The 16,367-nt window shown below is 69.3% G+C and carries 14 protein-coding genes and 3 pseudogenes; 11 read left to right on the top strand and 6 right to left on the bottom strand.

Annotated elements, in window-relative coordinates:
- Positions 1 to 429: 429 nt before the first annotated feature.
- Positions 430 to 1,275 carry an oxidoreductase gene (locus ACZ5VQ_RS00545; protein WP_469102981.1) on the bottom strand — a complete coding sequence of 282 codons (846 nt, stop codon included), beginning with the start codon at positions 1,273 to 1,275 and terminating at the stop codon, positions 430 to 432.
- Positions 1,276 to 1,381: 106 nt separating this feature from the next.
- Between ACZ5VQ_RS00545 and ACZ5VQ_RS00540 the strand changes: the two genes are divergently transcribed.
- Positions 1,382 to 2,296 (top strand): LysR family transcriptional regulator, encoded by a 915-nt coding sequence (locus ACZ5VQ_RS00540; protein ID WP_469102980.1) that lies wholly within the window; start codon positions 1,382 to 1,384, stop codon positions 2,294 to 2,296.
- A 72-nt stretch (positions 2,297 to 2,368) separates the two neighbouring features.
- On the opposite strand, the pseudogene ACZ5VQ_RS00535 reads toward ACZ5VQ_RS00540, so the two are convergent.
- A pseudogene (locus tag ACZ5VQ_RS00535) lies at positions 2,369 to 2,952 on the bottom strand (SDR family NAD(P)-dependent oxidoreductase); the annotation flags it as partial.
- Between the two features lie 109 nt (positions 2,953 to 3,061).
- Between ACZ5VQ_RS00535 and ACZ5VQ_RS00530 the strand changes: the two are divergent.
- A complete protein-coding gene (locus ACZ5VQ_RS00530; RefSeq protein WP_469102979.1) occupies positions 3,062 to 3,451 on the top strand; it encodes a MarR family winged helix-turn-helix transcriptional regulator in 390 nt (129 codons plus the stop codon).
- A 171-nt stretch (positions 3,452 to 3,622) separates the two neighbouring features.
- On the opposite strand, the gene ACZ5VQ_RS00525 is transcribed toward ACZ5VQ_RS00530, so the two are convergent.
- The 3 genes from ACZ5VQ_RS00525 to ACZ5VQ_RS00515 all read right to left on the bottom strand — a co-directional run bounded on the left by ACZ5VQ_RS00525 (position 3,623) and on the right by ACZ5VQ_RS00515 (position 6,395).
- Positions 3,623 to 4,309 (bottom strand): polysaccharide deacetylase family protein, encoded by a 687-nt coding sequence (locus tag ACZ5VQ_RS00525; protein ID WP_469102978.1) that lies wholly within the window; start codon positions 4,307 to 4,309, stop codon positions 3,623 to 3,625.
- Positions 4,306 to 4,977, bottom strand: coding sequence for a glycoside hydrolase family 11 protein (locus tag ACZ5VQ_RS00520; protein ID WP_469102977.1), 672 nt, complete (start codon positions 4,975 to 4,977; stop codon positions 4,306 to 4,308). The genes ACZ5VQ_RS00525 and ACZ5VQ_RS00520 overlap by 4 nt, the downstream gene beginning before the upstream one ends.
- Before the next feature lie 884 nt (positions 4,978 to 5,861).
- Positions 5,862 to 6,395 carry a MarR family winged helix-turn-helix transcriptional regulator gene (locus ACZ5VQ_RS00515; protein WP_469103544.1) on the bottom strand — a complete coding sequence of 178 codons (534 nt, stop codon included), beginning with the start codon at positions 6,393 to 6,395 and terminating at the stop codon, positions 5,862 to 5,864.
- 102 nt (positions 6,396 to 6,497) lie between these two features.
- Between ACZ5VQ_RS00515 and ACZ5VQ_RS00510 the strand changes: the two genes are divergently transcribed.
- The 7 genes and pseudogenes from ACZ5VQ_RS00510 to ACZ5VQ_RS00480 all read left to right on the top strand — a co-directional run.
- Complete coding sequence (locus tag ACZ5VQ_RS00510) at positions 6,498 to 7,976, top strand: MFS transporter (RefSeq protein ID WP_469102976.1); 1,479 nt, start codon at positions 6,498 to 6,500, stop codon at positions 7,974 to 7,976.
- A gap of 42 nt (positions 7,977 to 8,018) precedes the next feature.
- Positions 8,019 to 9,437 (top strand): cytochrome ubiquinol oxidase subunit I, encoded by a 1,419-nt coding sequence (locus ACZ5VQ_RS00505; RefSeq protein WP_469102975.1) that lies wholly within the window; start codon positions 8,019 to 8,021, stop codon positions 9,435 to 9,437.
- Positions 9,434 to 10,435 carry a cytochrome d ubiquinol oxidase subunit II gene (locus tag ACZ5VQ_RS00500; RefSeq protein WP_469102974.1) on the top strand — a complete coding sequence of 334 codons (1,002 nt, stop codon included), beginning with the start codon at positions 9,434 to 9,436 and terminating at the stop codon, positions 10,433 to 10,435. Before ACZ5VQ_RS00505 ends, ACZ5VQ_RS00500 begins: the two co-directional genes overlap by 4 nt.
- A complete protein-coding gene (locus ACZ5VQ_RS00495; RefSeq protein WP_469102973.1) occupies positions 10,432 to 10,662 on the top strand; it encodes a hypothetical protein in 231 nt (76 codons plus the stop codon). Before ACZ5VQ_RS00500 ends, ACZ5VQ_RS00495 begins: the two co-directional genes overlap by 4 nt.
- A complete protein-coding gene (locus tag ACZ5VQ_RS00490) occupies positions 10,649 to 12,376 on the top strand; it encodes an ABC transporter ATP-binding protein/permease (RefSeq protein ID WP_469102972.1) in 1,728 nt (575 codons plus the stop codon). Before ACZ5VQ_RS00495 ends, ACZ5VQ_RS00490 begins: the two co-directional genes overlap by 14 nt.
- Positions 12,373 to 13,962 (top strand): ATP-binding cassette domain-containing protein, encoded by a 1,590-nt coding sequence (locus ACZ5VQ_RS00485; RefSeq protein ID WP_469102971.1) that lies wholly within the window; start codon positions 12,373 to 12,375, stop codon positions 13,960 to 13,962. The genes ACZ5VQ_RS00490 and ACZ5VQ_RS00485 overlap by 4 nt, the downstream gene beginning before the upstream one ends.
- A gap of 62 nt (positions 13,963 to 14,024) precedes the next feature.
- Positions 14,025 to 14,153, top strand: a pseudogene (locus tag ACZ5VQ_RS00480) (sigma factor); the annotation flags it as partial.
- A gap of 178 nt (positions 14,154 to 14,331) precedes the next feature.
- Here the strand turns inward: ACZ5VQ_RS00480 and ACZ5VQ_RS00475 are convergent.
- Positions 14,332 to 14,428, bottom strand: a pseudogene (locus tag ACZ5VQ_RS00475) (aldehyde dehydrogenase family protein); the annotation flags it as partial.
- Positions 14,429 to 14,607: 179 nt separating this feature from the next.
- Between ACZ5VQ_RS00475 and ACZ5VQ_RS00470 the strand changes: the two are divergent.
- Positions 14,608 to 15,327, top strand: coding sequence for a GntR family transcriptional regulator (locus tag ACZ5VQ_RS00470; protein ID WP_469102970.1), 720 nt, complete (start codon positions 14,608 to 14,610; stop codon positions 15,325 to 15,327).
- The gene (locus ACZ5VQ_RS00465; RefSeq protein WP_469102969.1) at positions 15,324 to 16,337 is read left to right on the top strand and encodes an ADP-ribosylglycohydrolase family protein; all 1,014 of its coding nucleotides are present in this window, start codon (positions 15,324 to 15,326) and stop codon (positions 16,335 to 16,337) included. Before ACZ5VQ_RS00470 ends, ACZ5VQ_RS00465 begins: the two co-directional genes overlap by 4 nt.
- Positions 16,338 to 16,367 lie beyond the last annotated feature (30 nt).

Here is a 16,367-nt window from a genome sequence, read left to right as displayed (position 1 = left end):
CGGCGCTCCGCCGATTGCGCGGGGGGAAGCTCCCCACGCCGGGCGACGACAGCAGTGCACCACCTTGTCGCAGCCGGTTCTCGCAAACGACCGTCGGGTGCCTCAGCACCGGGGCTGTGGCAGGGGCTGCTCGGTCCAGATGGCCTTGCCCCGGTCGGTGTAACGCTTGCCCCATCGGCGTGAGAGCTGCGCTACAAGGAAGATGCCGCGTCCGTTTTCATCGCTCACGTCGGCGCGGCGCAGTCGGGGCGGCGGAACTGCGTCGGTGAGCTTCTTCAGCGGTGCCGATCCTGGCTGAGTACGGCTTTGGCGATTGGTGCTGGAGGGGGAAGGTCCGCATGCACATCCCGGACTTCCTGGCACCGGGCAGGTTCCGGCGGTCGTCGACGTCAAGCTTCACCGAGCACACAGTCCTCCCCTGCCCGGCCGTCACTCCGTGTCGAAGTCTGTCCTCCGGGAGACCTCCTCCCACTCGGTGAGCTCGGCCCGCACGGAGTCCAGGTGTGCGGCCAGGAAGTCGACCGCGTCTCCGCCGAGGGCAAGGCGGAGCGGGGGCTTCTCGGCGTCCAGAGCCAGCAGGATCGCCGCCGCGGCCTTCGCCGGGTCGCCGGGCTGGCTGCCGCCGCTGCCCTGCACCATCTGCCGGGTCGCGCCGACCTTCTCCACGTACGCCGGGTTCTCCTCGGAGAAGTACGCCGCGCCCTTGCCGAACAGGTTGGTACGGAACGCGCCGGGCTCCACGATCAGGACCTTGATGCCGAACGGCGCCACCTCGTCGGCCAGGCCCTCCGAGAGTTGCTCCAGCGCCGCCTTGGTCGCGCTGTACGCGGAGAACCCGGCGAAGGACAGTTGCCCGCCGAAGCTGCTGATGTTCACGACCGATCCACTGCCCCGCTCCCTCATCTGCGGCAGCAGCGCCCGGGTCAGACGCGCAGGGCCGAACACGTGCAGCTCGAACAGGTCACGCAGCTCGCGGTCGGTGGTCTCCTCGAACGCCCCTACCTGGGTGCGGCCGGCGCTGTTCACCAGCACGTCCACCCTGCCGTAGCGTGCCAGGACGTCGGCGGCCACCACTTCGATCCGCTCGCCGTCGGTGACGTCCAGGCTGATCGCCTCGACGCGGTCCGGGTACGTGGAGACCAGGTCGTCCAGCGCCTCGGTTCGCCGGGCGGTGCCGATCACCGTGTCGCCGGCGGCGACCGCGGCCTCCGCGATGGCCCGCCCGAAACCGCTGCTGGCGCCCGTGACCAGCCAGACCTTGGTGTTCTCACTCATCTTCGTCTCCCTCGTCAACTGCCGTTCGGGGCTCTTCCGTCGACAGACTCGATCTTTCGCCAGGTACCAGGGCGGCGTCCAAGACCCCTTGTGATAGCCATGAGTTATGGACGTCCATGGGCGTGATCTGCGCTACTTCACCTCGGTCGCCGAGGAATTGAGCTTCACCCGCGCCGCCGAGCGGCTGTTCGTCTCCCAGCCCGCGCTGAGCAAGCAGATACGGATGCTGGAGAAACAACTCGGCGTGGTCCTGTTCGAACGGGACCGGCGGACAGTGCGGTTGACCGCGGTGGGGGAAGCCCTGTTACCGCACGCCCGCGCGGTGCTGGCCGCCTGGCAGGCCGCGGAGGTGGCGGTGGAGGAGGCGAAGACCGCCGAGCGGCACACTCTGGTGATCGGCATGTCCACCAGTCCCGGCCGCGGGCTGCTGCCAGCCCTGCGGACCCGCCTTGTCTCCCGGCATCCGGACGCGCAGCCCGTCCTGCGCCAGGTCAACTGGGCGGATCCCACTGCCGGGTTGGCGGATGGATCCAGCGACGTCGCCTTCGTCTGGCTGCCGCTGCCGGACGACGGCCGTTACCGGTATGCGGTGGTGGCCCGCGAGCCTCGGCTGGTCGCGCTCCCGGACGGACACCCCTTGGCCGCGCGGGCCGCGTCCGACCCCGAGGGGAAGGTCGACTTCACCGACCTGCTGGAGGAACCCTTCCTCGCCCTTCCCCCGGAGGCCGGCCCGCTGCGGGGCTACTGGCTCGCCCTGGACGCTCGGGACGGTCGACAGCCGCGGATCGGTGGGGTGGTGGCCAGCGCCGAGGAGACCCACGAGGCGGTCGCCGCGGGCCAGGGGGTGGCGCTGCTGGCCACCGGAAACGCCCCACTGATCGTCCGGGACGAGGTGATCGCCGTCCCGGTCCGGGGTATCTCCCCCTCTCAACTGGCGGTGGCCGCCTGCCGGAACGACAAACGGACACTGGTGCTCGCCTACCTCGCCGCCGCGCGGGAGGTAGGGGCCACAACTTGTTGACTGGGCGCTCAGATCGTGGTGGTTCTCGCCCACCTTGCTCTCATGACAGCCACCCTGGGCCCTTCTGCCGTGTCATTCGTGTGTTGCTGTTGGTTCAGGCGTCGGGCGCAGGGCGTCCGAGATCGGCTTGGCGCCGCCGTGCGCGGTGAGGCCGCCGTCGACGGGGATCTCGGCGCCGGTGATGAACGACGCGGCGTCGGAGAGGAGGAAGGAGACGAGCGGGGTGATCTCGTCGACGGTTCCGGTGCGCCCGAGCGGTGTCCCGCGAACGTTCGCCTCGCGGAACGCGGGCGCCGCGGAGGTGGTCATGTCCGTCTCGACGAAGCCGGGGTGGATGATGTTCACGCGGAGGCCACGGGGCCCCAGTTCCATGGCGGCGGTCCTCGACAGCACGCGCAGCGCCCACTTGCCGGCCGTGTACGCGACCGGGTAGTGGGCGGTCAGCGCCGCTGACGAACCGACGTTCACGATCGACGCCCCCCGGGCGCATCAGCGGGACCAGGTGCTGGATGCCCAGCAGCGGCCCGGTGACGTTGACCGCGTGGACCCGGGCATGTCTTCGGGGCGTACGTCGTCGATCCGGCGCGCCAGGTGACGCCCGCGTTGTTGACCAGGCCGTGCACCTGCCCGTACACCTTCCGCAGTTCGGCGGCGAGCCGTCCTGCGCCAGGTCAACTGGGCGGATCCCACGGTGAAGCTTGACGTCGACGACCTCTCCACGCTCCTGGCGACCATCTCAACCGACAGCTCCGCAGGGACGCGGGGATGACGCATGCGGACTACAGCCTGCTGGCCCACCTCTCCACGGCTCCGGACCGCACGCTGACCATGTCCGAGCTGGCCGAGCGACTGAAGGTGACCCGCAGTCGGCTCACCCATGCCGTGAACCGCCTCCAGGAGACCGGCTACGTCAGCCGTCGGGAGGATCCCGGCAACCGCCGCAACCAGCTCGCCGCCCTCACCCCGCAGGGGCTCGAGCTCCTGGAGCGTGCGGCCCCGGGCCACGCCGAGGCCGTACGCCGCGCGGTCTTCGATGCGCTCACCCCTGAGCAGGTGAGCCAGCTTGCCGAGATCAGCGAGGCGATCAACGCGGCACTGCAACGCATGGACGCGCGCGGCGACGACCAGGAGCCACTGCCTTGGCGCCGACGGTAGGGCGGCGTTCGTCAGGCAGAACCGGTGCCCGGGCCGCGGACAAGCGCGCGGTTGAGGCCGACACGAAGGCGACGGCCGGCGCGAGGTCGGCCGTCGCTGTGGGCATGCCGGGGCGACACACCTGATGGGTGGTGCTCAGAGGTCGTCGTACAGGGGGTGCCGGACCGACTGTCAGGGGGCGACGGCGCGGCCGGTCTGCGGGGAGATCCTGCCGGGGCACAGGCCACGGGCGGTCAATCCCTGTGCGATGCGGGGGATCGCGGCCCGCGTGTTGGCGGACCAGTCGTGCATGAGGATGATCTGGCCGTTGCCGAGCCGTCCGGCGGCCTGCACGATGGCGTCCGTGCCGGCGCCGTTCCAGTCCTGTGAGTCCACGTCCCAGATGATCTCGGTCAGACCATACTTGGCCTCGACTGCTTTCACCGTCGAGTTGGTCTCGCCGTACGGCGGCCGGAACAGTTTCGGCGTACCGCCGCCCGCGGCCGCGATCGCCTGCTGGGTCCGGGAGATCTCCGAGTCGATCTGTGACTGGCCGAGCTGGGTCAGATGCGGGTGGGTGTAACTGTGGTTGCCGACCCACATGCCGGCGTTGACCTGTGCCTGTACCTGGGACGGGTTGGCGGCGGCGTACTGGCCCTGGTTGAACATCGTGGCCCGCAGCCTGTTCTGCGTGAGCGCGTTGAGCAGGGCCGGTGTGCTGCCGGACGGGCCGTCGTCGAAGGTGAGTCCGACGTATCCGTTGCAGGCGGCGGCCTGTGCCGGGGCGGCGTTGACGGTGAGAGTGCCCGCGGCGACCAGTGCGACGGCGGTGAGCGTCGTCGGCAGGCGATGTAACGCGGGACGTATTCGGGTGCTCATGCCGCGACAGTGATGTTGGAGTTGCCGCTGCTCTGGTACCCCTCTGTCGCGAGGATCATGTAGTAGCTGAAGCTGCCGAGGCGCATTCCCGCTCGCGCCCAGGCGTCGAAGTGGTTGCCGGTGGTGATGGTGCCGCCGGTCCTCTTCGACTGCCGGACACTCCAGTACTGGTTGAAGGTCTTCGTGCCTTCGACGGACGGGGCGTTGTACCGCGTCGTCTGGTAGAGGTCGTACGTGCCGCCGTCGCTGGTGACGGTGCCCTTGTACGTTCCCGTCGGCCGGTAGGTGCCCCAATTGTCGACGACGTAGTACTCCACGAGCGGGTTGGACGTCCACCCGTAGAGGGTCAGGTAGGCGTTTCCGGACGGGTTGAAGGCGCCCGAGTAGGCCACAGTCCTGCGGCTGCCGTTGCTCCAGCCCTTGCCGGCGACGAAATTCCCGGTGTTCCTCCAGGTGGTGCTGTAGCTGCCGCCGGCGCTGAGGTTCATGGAGACCGTGCCCTGTGCGTCGGTCCAGAACGAGTAGTAGTAGCCGTTGTTCGTACCGGTCTGGTTCGTGGTGACGACCGTGTCGGCGCGGGCCGTGCCGGGCAGAACCAGCGCGGTCGCGGCGCCCAGCAGCATGGCGCAGGTCTGCCTGCGGCTCGGCTGTGCAGGTATGAGGTTCATGTGCGGGTTTCCTCCGGCTTCGACGGGCGGGGGTTTGGTCGAACAGTGTTGACCTGCACTCGTCAAGCGTCAATAGTTTCGCCCCTGATCGCGAAACATTCGCAGAGGATCTGATGTTCAGGAACGTGATAATGCCTGCTGGTGGCCATCTATTGGTTTGTCGATGCCGTTATGACGGTGACGTCTGTTCATTGGAGATCAATTTGATGGGTTGCGGACTCGAATGTTTCGAACGTCGCCACCTCGACGGAATCCTCCTGGAGGATGCTTTGGCGGGAGGTGGCCTGTGGCCCGATCTGTGTGATCTGATCACGACCGGAACGTCGGCCGCTAACCAGTGCCAGTCGTGAACACGAGGGGCCCCCTCGGCCGGGAACGCAGGTGATCACTGTGATCACAGGTGTCGGCCGACTCCGCAATGCCGTGATGCGGCCGAGTTCGCAGTGAATCGTGGGAGCGCTTTCGGCCAGTGATCTGACTCTCTGTCAGTCTCGGGATCCTCCTCCCACGGGCGGGGCGGCAACAGTGAGGCCGCGGCCCTGAACCAGGGCCTGTGAGCCGCAGTCTGCCGTCCACTCATGCCTGAGGAAGCCATGACTCCCACCTCCCACCTCACCGACATCGTCGTGCCGGTCTACAACGAGCAGCGCGCCCTGCCCGGGGGTGGCGTAGTCCACCTGGACCGCCAAGGGTCGTGGGAAGGCCCTGTGCACAGCCCGGGGCGCCACACTCCCGAGATTCTTCCCCGGAGAGACTCTGTGGTCGGGGCCGTGAGACGTGATGCGCGCGCTCGTCTGACGAGTTGTGGCAGCGACTGCGAGTGACACAGTCTCGGCGCCACGCCTGGAGTGGGTGGGTGTCTGTGCCTGTCGGCTGTGTCGGCCTCACTCGGCACGCAATTGCCCGGTCAGGTTCCTCTTGCCGGACGGGGTGGCGCGGTTCCGTGGTCGAGTCCTGGTCAGTCCGCTCTCCACGGCGGTGAGCAGGGTGAGAGCGGCGTCGAGGTGTTCGGTGTCGTGGTTGGCGGCGTCGGAGACGGCCGTGGCCCATTCCCGGCGGACGAGGGCGTAGTTGGTGCGTCCGAGTTCGGTGGCGTGGACGGTGACGCCGCGGCCGTCGCCCGGGTCGGTGCGTCGCTCGACAAGGCCCTTGCGCTCCAGTCCGCCCAGGACGGTGGAGAGGTTGGTGCGTTGCAGTCCGGTCGCATCGGCGATGCGGCTGGGCGGAGCGTCGGGCTCGCGCTGCAGGTAGCGCATCACCATGCCCTCGGACGGTGAGAGGGGGATGGCTCTCTCGTCGGCGTATCCGCGGAACTGGACCTCCCGGCTGATGATCAGCACGAGATCGGCCAGCTCGGCCCACCGCCGCTCGTGGTCCGGTCCGGCCGTCGAGTTCGTGGGGTGCGCTTGGTCCTCCATCACGGCTCCAGGGTAACGGGGTTGTCCGGAAGTGGTTATGGGTGCATACTCATTATGAGTTCATAGTTATAGTCTCATAACTACAGTCTTCTGGGGGCTGTCATGACGACAAGCACTTCCTCGCGGCATACCGGGGCTGCAGCACGTTCTCCCCATGCCACGGCCCGCGCCGGCGGCCTGCACCCGGCCGGGGTGTTCATCCTGCTGGCCGGCGCGTTCCTGCCGATCATGGACTTCTTCATCACCAACGTGGCCCTGCCCAGCATCAACTCCTCGCTGCACGCCTCCGCCTCGTCGCTGGAGCTGGTGATCGCCGGGTACGGCGTCGCGTACGCGACCCTGCTGGTCCTTGGTGGCCGTCTGGGTGACCGCTACGGCCGCCGGCGTATCTTCCTGGGCGCGCTCGTGGGCTTCGTGCTGGCCTCGCTGGCCTGCGGTGTCGCCCCGAGCGTGGGTGCGCTGATCGCGGCCCGCATCGTCCAGGGCGCCACCGCCGCCCTGCTCATCCCGCAGGTGCTGGCGACCTTCCACCACGTCCTCGAAGGAGAGCGCAAGGCTCGTGCCGTGGCCCTTTACGGGGCGACCTCCGGCATTGCCGCCGTGGTCGGACAGTTGGTGGGCGGCCTGCTGGTCAGTGCCGACATCGCAGGCACCTCCTGGCGTCCGATCTTCCTGGTCAACGTACCCATCGGCGTGGTCGTCCTGATCGTGGCGGCCCGGATCGTGCCCGATACCCGCTCGCACCACCCTGTCGGTATCGACCTGCCCGGCACCGTGCTGTTCGCTGCCACGCTGACCGCCCTGCTGGTGCCGCTGACCGAGGGGCACTCCTTGGGCTGGCCCTGGTGGACCTGGCTGATGCTCGCCGTCGCAGTCGTCCTCGGCGTCGCCACCTACGTCGTGGAGAAGCGCACCGAGCGGCGCGGTGAGGTCCCGCTGCTGCCGCCGTCCCTGCTGCGCCTGCCGTCGATGTCCCGCGGCCTGGTCATGGTGTTCGCCTTCAGCATCGGCTTCGGCGCGTTCATGTTCGTCTTCGCTCTCACCGTCCAGAACGGCCTGCACGTCGATGCCCTGCACAGCGGGCTGGCGATCCTGCCGATGGCCCTGCTCTTCTTCGCCGGTTCACTGGTCGCGCCGCGCCTGATCACACGGTACGGCCGGGCGGCACTGTCCGCCGGCGCCGTCGTCCAACTCGCCGGAATCGTCTCGCTGGTGGCGGTCCTGCTCGGGAACTGGCCACACGTCAGCCTGTGGGCGATGGCCGTGCCGCTGGCCCTGGTCGGTGCCGGACAGTCGATGCTGTTCGCCGGCCTGTTCCGCAGCGTGCTCGCCGACGTTCCCACGCACATGGCCGGTATCGGCAGCGGCGTGCTGATCACTTTGCAGCAGAGCGGACTGGCGCTCGGCGTGGCCACCCTCGGCACCCTCTATCTGGCCCTGGCCCCGCACAACGTCGCCCACGCCTTCGCCGGAGTCGAGTACGTGCAGATGGGCGTCGTCGCCCTGCTCGCGGTCGGCGCCGCCGCCCTGCCGCGCTTCGACAAGGCCACGCCGGCCGCCACTCCCGTCGTCGACGCCTGAAGCCGCCCTTACGAAGATCCGCCCTTATGAAAGGGAGCAGTGATGAGTCTTCTCGACTTGTCGCGATGGCAGTTCGCCATCACCGTGATGTTCCACATGACCTTTCCGGCGATCACCGTCGGCCTGTCGATCTTCCTGTCGGTCGTCTACGGCTTGTACTGGCGTACCGGCAGGGCGGTCTACCTGCAGATGTTCCGGTTCTGGCGGCGCATCTTCGCCGTGGGCTTCGCGATCGGCGTCGTCGCCGGCGCCGTCATCACCTTCCAGATGGGTCTCAACTGGGGCGTGTACGGCGCGAAGACGGGCCCGATCATCGGGCCGATCATCGGCATGGAGGTCGTGACGGCCTTCTTCGTCGAGGCCGGCTTCATCGGCGTCCTGCTCTACGGGGACGGCCGCGTTCGCAGGGGCACGATGTTCGTGTCCACCGTGATGGTGTCGGTGGGCACCGTGCTGTCGTCCACGTGGATCATCGCGGCGAACTCGTGGATGCAGACTCCCGCCGGATTCAAGGTCGTCCACGGCCGGTTCGAGCCCACGGACTGGATGCGCGTCATCTTCAACCCGTCGTTCATCTGGCGCTGGCCGCATATGCTGGCCGCCGTGCTGATCTCGGCGAGCTTCTTCGTCGCCGGGATCTCGGCCTGGTACCTGGTCAAGGGGCGTGCGAAGGGCTTCGCCCGCCGCTCGATGTCGATCGCGCTCGGGATCGCCGCGCTGCTGATGCCCGTTCAGCTCTACCTCGGCGACAGTGTGGCCGGGCATGAACTGCCCCGCCAGCTTTCCAAGTTGGAGGCGATCGAAGGCAACTGGGGCAACGGTGACACCAGCTTCGTCCTGTTCTCCATTTCGGACCAGCAAGCCGCGCGGAACATCGCCGAGCTCGACATTCCCTGCCTCGGCAGCTACATCGCCAAGGACCTGACCTGCAAGACGGCCATGCCGGGTCTGAAGCTCACTCCGGCCGCCGAGCGGCCGGACATGGCCGCGACCTTCTGGGGCTTTCGCGTCATGTTCCTGGCGGCCGTGCTGATGTTCGGCACGGCGTTCGCCGCGACGGTCCTGCGCATGCGCAACCGTCTGTGGACCGCGCGCGGCTTCCACCGGTTCGTCCTCTGGACGACACCGGTGGGGATCCTGGCCATCCTCGGGGGCTGGGTCACGGCCGAAGCGGGACGGCAACCGTGGATCGTGTTCGGGCAGCTCCGCACGTCGGCCGCGGTGTCCCGGCTGGCACCCGGGGAAGTCCTGTTCTCGGTGATCGGTTTCTCCGTGCTCTACCTGATCATGCTGGTGGCCTACGTCGTCTACATCGTCCGCACGATGCGCATCGGCCCGGAACGCGACGACCCCGGGCGGGAACCTCCACCGGAGAACCTGCCGGACACCGGTGCCGCAAAGGACGGCGTACCGCGGGAGCTTCCCGTGCCGCAAGGCCCGCGGGAGGTGGCGGCGCGATGACCACGACCCTCTGGTCGGCGACCGTACTCGTCTGTCTCCTGATGTACGTCGTGCTGGACGGCTACGACCTCGGAGTCGGCGTGGCCACTCTCGTCGAACGTGACCCCGCACACCGGCGGCACATGCTGGAGTCCGTCGCGGTGGGCTGGGACGGCAACGAGACCTGGCTCATCCTGCTCGGCGTCGCGCTCTGGGCGGGCTTCCCCCTGGCCTTCGGCATCCTCCTGCCGCACGCCTACCTGCCGATGACCGTGGTGTTGTTCTCCCTCATCGTGCGTGGCGTGAGTGTCGAGATGGCCTCCCAGGCGCCGCCGGCTCCCCGCTGGACCACCGCCTTCGGCGTGGCGTCGCTGCTGGCGTCGTTCGCGCAGGGCTTCGTCCTGGGGACACTGACCTCGGCGGTACATCTGCGGGGCGACGTCTACACCGGGTCGGCCTTCGGGGCCTTCAGCTGGTTCTGCGTGCTGTCGGGACTCACGGTCACGGCCGCGTACACCGCTCTCGGTTACGCCTACACCAAGCACAAGTCCTCCGGGCTGCTGCGGGAGTCGGCGGCACGACGGGGTGTGATCGCCACGGTGGTCGCCGGAGTTCTGCTGGTCCTTGTCCTCGTCACCGTCGACACCACGGCGGCACCGCTGAACCTCGACAGCCCGGGGCGCGCCTTCGCGTTCGCTGTCCTGCTGCTGTTCGCCGCCGGGGGAGCGGCCACCTCGCTCGTCACGTTCCCGTGGAAGCGGCAGTCCGGGGCGGCGGACACTCTGCCGCTCGGCGGACTCGTGATCGCGACGGTGTCCGTGTTCCTCGCCCTGGGCGTGGCCCGCTACCCGCTGCTCGTACCGCCGGGTCTCACCGTCGACAGCGCAGTCGGCCCGCACTCCACGATGGTCTTCATCCTCGTGGGCATCGGCCTGAACATGCCCCTGGTGCTGGCCTACAACGTGTTCGCCCACCGGGCCTTCGCCGGAAAGCTCGATGCCGCAGGAGCGCACTCATGACTGCCCGAAGCTCACCCCCTAGGCCGGTCCGTGTCGTGCTGCGTCTACTCTCCGCGGTCGCCTGGACCGTGCTGGGCCTGCTCGCCTACTTCGTCTGCCAGGGGATGTTCGGTGGCTACCGGCAGATCCACTCGCAACTGCTGACCACTCTGGGAATGATCGCCATCGCTCTGACCGGTGGTATCGCGTGGATCGTCGACGAGCGGCGCCCTCATGACGACGAATGAGACGTACGAGAAGAGTGCGCCGGGCACCGTCGGAAAGCCACAGGACGACGGCGCCTGGCTCACCGCGTGCGCCGCGCCGGGGCGGCACTGGTTCGGCCTGTCGGGCTCCGCCCAGGCGCTGGAGACGCTGTTCACCATCACGCGCTGGGGCGCCCTGGCATGGACGGCCCAAGCCGTGATGGACCGGGCCAGGGGGCACGAGAGGTGGGGCCTGGTGGCAATCGCCGTCACGAGCGTGCTGGTGGCGGGCGTCGGCTGGACGGCGGGCACGCTCGCCGAGCAGGGCGCGCGTGCCGTCGCGACCGGCCTGCGGCAGGAGTTGACGGGTGCTCTGCTGCCGACTGCCGGGCGCATCAGCGAGACCGGCCCTGCCGAGGCCGCGTGGGCGATGGTCGACCTGGCCGACGACGTCGCCGACTTCCACGCGCAGACCGTGCCCCTGAATCGGTCGGCACCGCTGTCGATGACCGCCGTACTGGCGGTCACGGCCGCGGTGCACTGGCCGGCCGCGATCGTCCTCGTCCTGACCACCGCGCTGCTGCCCCTGAACATGCGCCTGGCGGGACTGTTCGCCCAGCACGGCGCGGACCGGCAGTCGGCCGCGACCCGGCACCTGAACGCCGTCGTCCTCGACAGCTTCCGTGGCATGCGAACGCTGCGCGAGCTCGGTGCGGTCGGCCGACGCAGCCGAACGCTGACCACGGCCGCCGAGCAGCTGAACAGGGCGACGATGAGTGTCCTGCGCCGGGCCTTCCTGTCCGGGATGGTCATGGACGTCGTCATCACCTTCTCCATCGCGGTGAACGCCACGTACATCGGTCTGTCGCTGCTCAGTTATGTGCAGGTGCCGCACGCCCCGCGGCTCGACCTGTTCACCGGTCTGTTGGTTCTGCTGGTGTGTCCGATGTACTTCACCCCGATGCGCGCCAGGGCCTCCGCCTTCCACCAGCGGGAGCGCGCCGTGATCGCGGCCGGCACCATCCGTGACATCGTCAAGGACACTCCCGCCGAAGTCGTCCGAGCAGCCGCTCCGCAGCTGACCGAGCCGGTCGGTGTGTCGCTGACAGCGGTCCGGTTCCGCTACGGCGGAGCCGACCACGACACCATCCATGCCGACGCCGAGTTCGCGCCCGGCACCTGGACCGTGATCACCGGTGCCTCCGGATCCGGAAAGAGCACACTGCTGTCGCTGATCGCCGGCCTGCGCCGACCGTCGGCCGGCTCGGTCCGGTGGCAGACCTCGTCCGAACGGCAGGCGCCGGTACTCGGCGGATGCGCCTGGGTCGGACAGCAGACCGTGCTGCTCGACGCGACCGTCCGCGACAACATCCGCCTCGGCCGTCCGGAGGCCACCGCGCGGCAGATCCGGCAGGCCGTCGACGCCGCCGGGCTGAGCGCCGTGATCGAGGGCCTCCCCGAGGGGCTGAACACCCGGCTCGGCGAGGGCGGTTGGGGCGTGTCGACGGGGGAAGCCCGCCGGATCGCCATCGCCCGCGCCTTTCTGCGCGGAGCCCGGCTCTGGCTGCTCGACGAGCCGACCGCCCACCTCGACGCGGACAGCGAACGCGAGGTCGTCGAAGCGCTGCGGCGGGCCACCGACGGCTGCACGGTCGTCATCGCCACCCACTCCTTCACGCTGGCCGCAGCGGCTGACACCGTGCTCGCGATCGACGACGGCGTCCTGCACGACGCGAGGCCGGTGAACGCGCAATGAGCAGCAGCCGCAGCCCGAACGCCCGTGGCCGGCGGGCGCGTTCCCTCGCAGCCGGCGGACTGGTGCTCGCGGTCGCCGCCGAACTGTCCTCCGCCGGACTGCTCGGTCTGTCGGGCTGGTTCATCAGCGCCTGCGCCGTCGCCGGGGCCGCCACCTTCAGCTCCTTCTCCTACATCGCCCCCAGCGGCGGTGTGCGTGCCTTCGCCATGGCCCGCGTCACCGGCAACTACAGCAAGCGTCTGGTGCTGCACGCGGCCGCCCTGCGCCGGATCGCCACCGCCCGAGCCGGTCTCTTCGGCCGCGCCGCGGCCACCGAACGGGCCGAGGAGGACCGCCTCTGGTCGGGTGAACTGCTCGACCGCAGCATGGCCGACGCCGACAGCGCCGGAATGGCGCTGATCGAGTGCACAACCCCCGTCGCCGTCACCGCCGCGCTGACCGTCGGTACCGTCCTCGCCGTCGCGGTGTCCACGTCCGTCGTGCCGGCAGCCGTACTCGCAGCCGGCGTCGTCATCGTGGCGGTGATCGCCCACCGTACGCCCGGTGCCGCCCGCGAAGCCGAGCAGCACACCCGCAAGGCGCTGCGCGCCGAACTCGTCACCGCCGTCGACGCCTGGACGGAGCTGGCATCGCTCGGCGCCGCCCAGCAGCTCGCGGTGCGTACGAGGGCGAGGTTCACCCGGCTCGACACCGCACGGGAAGTGATCGGTCGGCGCAGGCATGGGACCACGCTGGCCACCGGCCTGACCGCCACGGCCACGCTGACCGCCACGGCTGCTACCGGCAGCGCCCCGGATGCTCCCACGTTCGTGTGCATCGTCCTGTTGTCTCTCGGCGTGCTGGCTCAGGCCGAACAGCTGGCGCATGCCGCCGATGCCCGAGCCACCGCGAAGGCCGCACACCGCAGACTCACGACAAGCGTCCCGGTTGTGGCGGGCGACCCCACCGTTCCGGCGATGCGGTCATGGTCCACCGAGCAGGGCATCGGCTTCGCCGGCTACCCCCTTCCGCCGACGGCCCTCCGGCCGGGGCGCGTCCTTGGTGCCACCGTCGCCCGAGGCGCGTTGCTCGTCGTCACCGGCCGCTCCGGCAGCGGAAAGAGCACCCTGCTCCGAGCCCTCGCCTCGTCGCTGCGGCAAGCGACCGAAGACCGCGAGGGCCGGCCCGTCGTCGTGGCCGTGGCCGCCGACGACCACCTCTTCACCGGCACACTCGGATCCAACTGGCGTCTCGCCGACGCCGCCCTGACCGACGACGAGGTCGACGAACGCCTCGCCGAACTGCGGCTGAACGATAGCGGACTGACCGCCGCAACCCCCGTCGGCCCAGGCGGCAGGCAGCTCTCGGGCGGGGAGCTCCGCCGGGTCTACCTGGGCCGGGCCCTGGCCCGCCACCCGCACGTCCTGATCGTCGACGAACCGACCACGGGTCTTGACGACCGGACCGCCCGACACGTACTGGGAATCCTCGCGGACGTGCCCGACACCACCGTCGTCCTCGCCCTGCACGACGTACCGGTCTGCTACGAGCCGTCCAGGCAGGTGACCCGGGTGCCGCTCGACCACACCTCCCAGGAGGCACCATGACCACAACACGATCCTGCTCCGGAGTCGCCCAGGACACCGTTCACGGGCGTTCCTCGGCCGGCTCCACCGCCGTGCGCATGACCTGCCATCCGGCCGACGCCGAGGACCTTGTCCAGGAGACGTACGCCAGGGCCTACACCTCGTTCCACCAGTTCCGCGAGGCCCCGAACCTCAAGGCATGGCTGTACCGACCGCGGACGCGCCGAACCGGCCGCCGGATTCCTGGTGCGGCTGCTCGCCTCCGGTGACGACCGTGGCGCCGTCCTCCTTGGCCTGCTTGATGTAGCCCAGGACCCGACTGAGGGCGCGGCTTCGACGAGCGGATCGTTCCCGGTCTCGGGGTCGGTTGCTCGGCGACGTGACGCCCGTTGGCCTCCTTGGCCAAGGCCGCGACGAACTCGTCCTTTGTGGAGGAGTGGACGAGGATCCTCGATCCGGCGGTGCAGTTCTGGCCGGCGTTCCAGAACGCGCGGCCTCGGCGGGACCGGCCGCCACCTCGGGGATGCGGTCGGCGTTGTCGCCCGTCACGATCTGCAGGAACTGCGTAACAACCGATGAGCTGCCCCCGTCCCGAGTGCGGGACATCCGGATCAATTTTTTGGACAGGTGTAGACAGGTTGGGAGGTCGGGATCTAGCTTCTAGACATGCCTGGACAGGTTTACAAGCATCATCGTGTCGCTCATGTGCTGGCGGAGGAGATCCGTGCGGGCGTGCATGCCGACGGCAGCAAGCTGCCCGGCGAACACGCCCTGCGAGAGCGGTTCGGGGTGAGCCGGACGACGGTACGGCAGGCCCTCGGCGTCCTCGGCGAGCAGGGGCTCATCGAGACGCACGCCGGCATCGGGTCGATCGTCACCTTTGACGGCGCTCCCCTTGACCAACAGCTCGGCTGGACCCGTGCACTCGCCGCACAGGGCACCGAACTGACGACCGAGACCCTGCGTTTCGAGCGGATACGGGACGATGCTCTCGCCGCCGAACTGGGCCTGGGATCAACTCAGTTCATCGCCCTCGACCGTGTCCGCCGGCTGGTCGACGGACACGGCGTCTCGCTTGAGTTCAGCCGCGTGCCCGCTGTCGGGAGCCTCGCCGACCTGCCCGAGCGCGGACTGGACGACGGCTCCCTGAGCCGCACCCTCGCGGCGGCGGGCCGCGTTCCCGACTCCGGTGAGGCGCATATCGCCGTCGCCGGACTCGACACGGACGAGGCCGCGATCCTGCACCGCTCGCCCGGCGAGTCCTTCCTCCGCGTCGCCCAGGTGTTCCGGGGCGCGGACGGGGACGTCGTCGAGAAGGTCACCAGCCTGCTCGATCCGTCCCGGTTCCAACTGCACGTACGAACCGGCCGAGGAGCCCAGCTGTGACCTCCACACCCGATCCCGCACTGCTCGACCGCGCCCTCGGTGCGTTCTACGGGCTCGCGCTGGGCGACGCCCTCGGGATGCCGACGCAGGTCATGTCCCGGGCCGATGTCGTGCGGGTCTACGGCACGCTGAGCGGCTTCGAGCCCGCGCGCTCCGACAACCCGGTGAGCGCCGGGATGCCGGCCGGATCCGTCACGGACGACACCGACCAGGCGGTGATCGTGGCTCGGCTCCTGGTCGAGGGCGACGGGCATGTCGATCCCAGGCGGTTCGCCGAGGAACTCCTGTCCTGGGAGAAGGAGATGAAGGCCAAGGGATCGTTCGACCTGCTCGGACCGTCGACGAAAGCGGCCCTGGACGCGGTGACGCGCGGCGTCGACCTCAAAGAGGCAGGCAAGCACGGCACGACGAACGGCGCCGCGATGCGGGTGACGCCGGTCGGTATCGCGTTCGACACCGCCGACACGGAACGCTTCCTGGACCGGGTCATCGAGTCCTGCCAGGTCACCCATGACACGACCGTCGGGATCGCGGGAGCATCGGCCGTCGCCGCAGCCGTCTCCACAGGCATTGCCGGTGGTTCACTCGACGATGCCTTCGAGGCCGCGATCACGGTGTCCGCGGCCGGCGCCCGGCGCGGGCACTGGACCGCGGGCGCCAGCATCTCGGCGCGTATCGCCTGGGCACGCGAACTGGTGGCCGACCTGGACACAGCGGTGGCGCTCGACCGGATCGATTCGCTGATCGGCACCAGCGTCGCCAGCCAGGAGTCGGTCCCGGCCGCCTTCGCGGTACTGGCCCTCACCGACGGTGACCCGTGGCGCTCCGCGCTGCTGGCCGCGAATCTCGGCGGTGACAGCGACACGATCGCCGCCATCGCGGGTGCGATCGCGGGTGCAGTGGCGGGGCTCAGCGCCCTGCCCGGCGACGCCGTACGCACCCTGCAAGAAGTCAACGATCTCGAACTGGAATCCCTGACCCGGCAGTTGCTCACCTGTCGCACCCGCTGAACCCACCCCCCTTTTCCCCTGTACCGAGCA

Source organism: Streptomyces sp. NPDC033178 (genome assembly GCF_055577685.1).
This window is presented reverse-complemented; position numbering and strand designations above follow the sequence as displayed.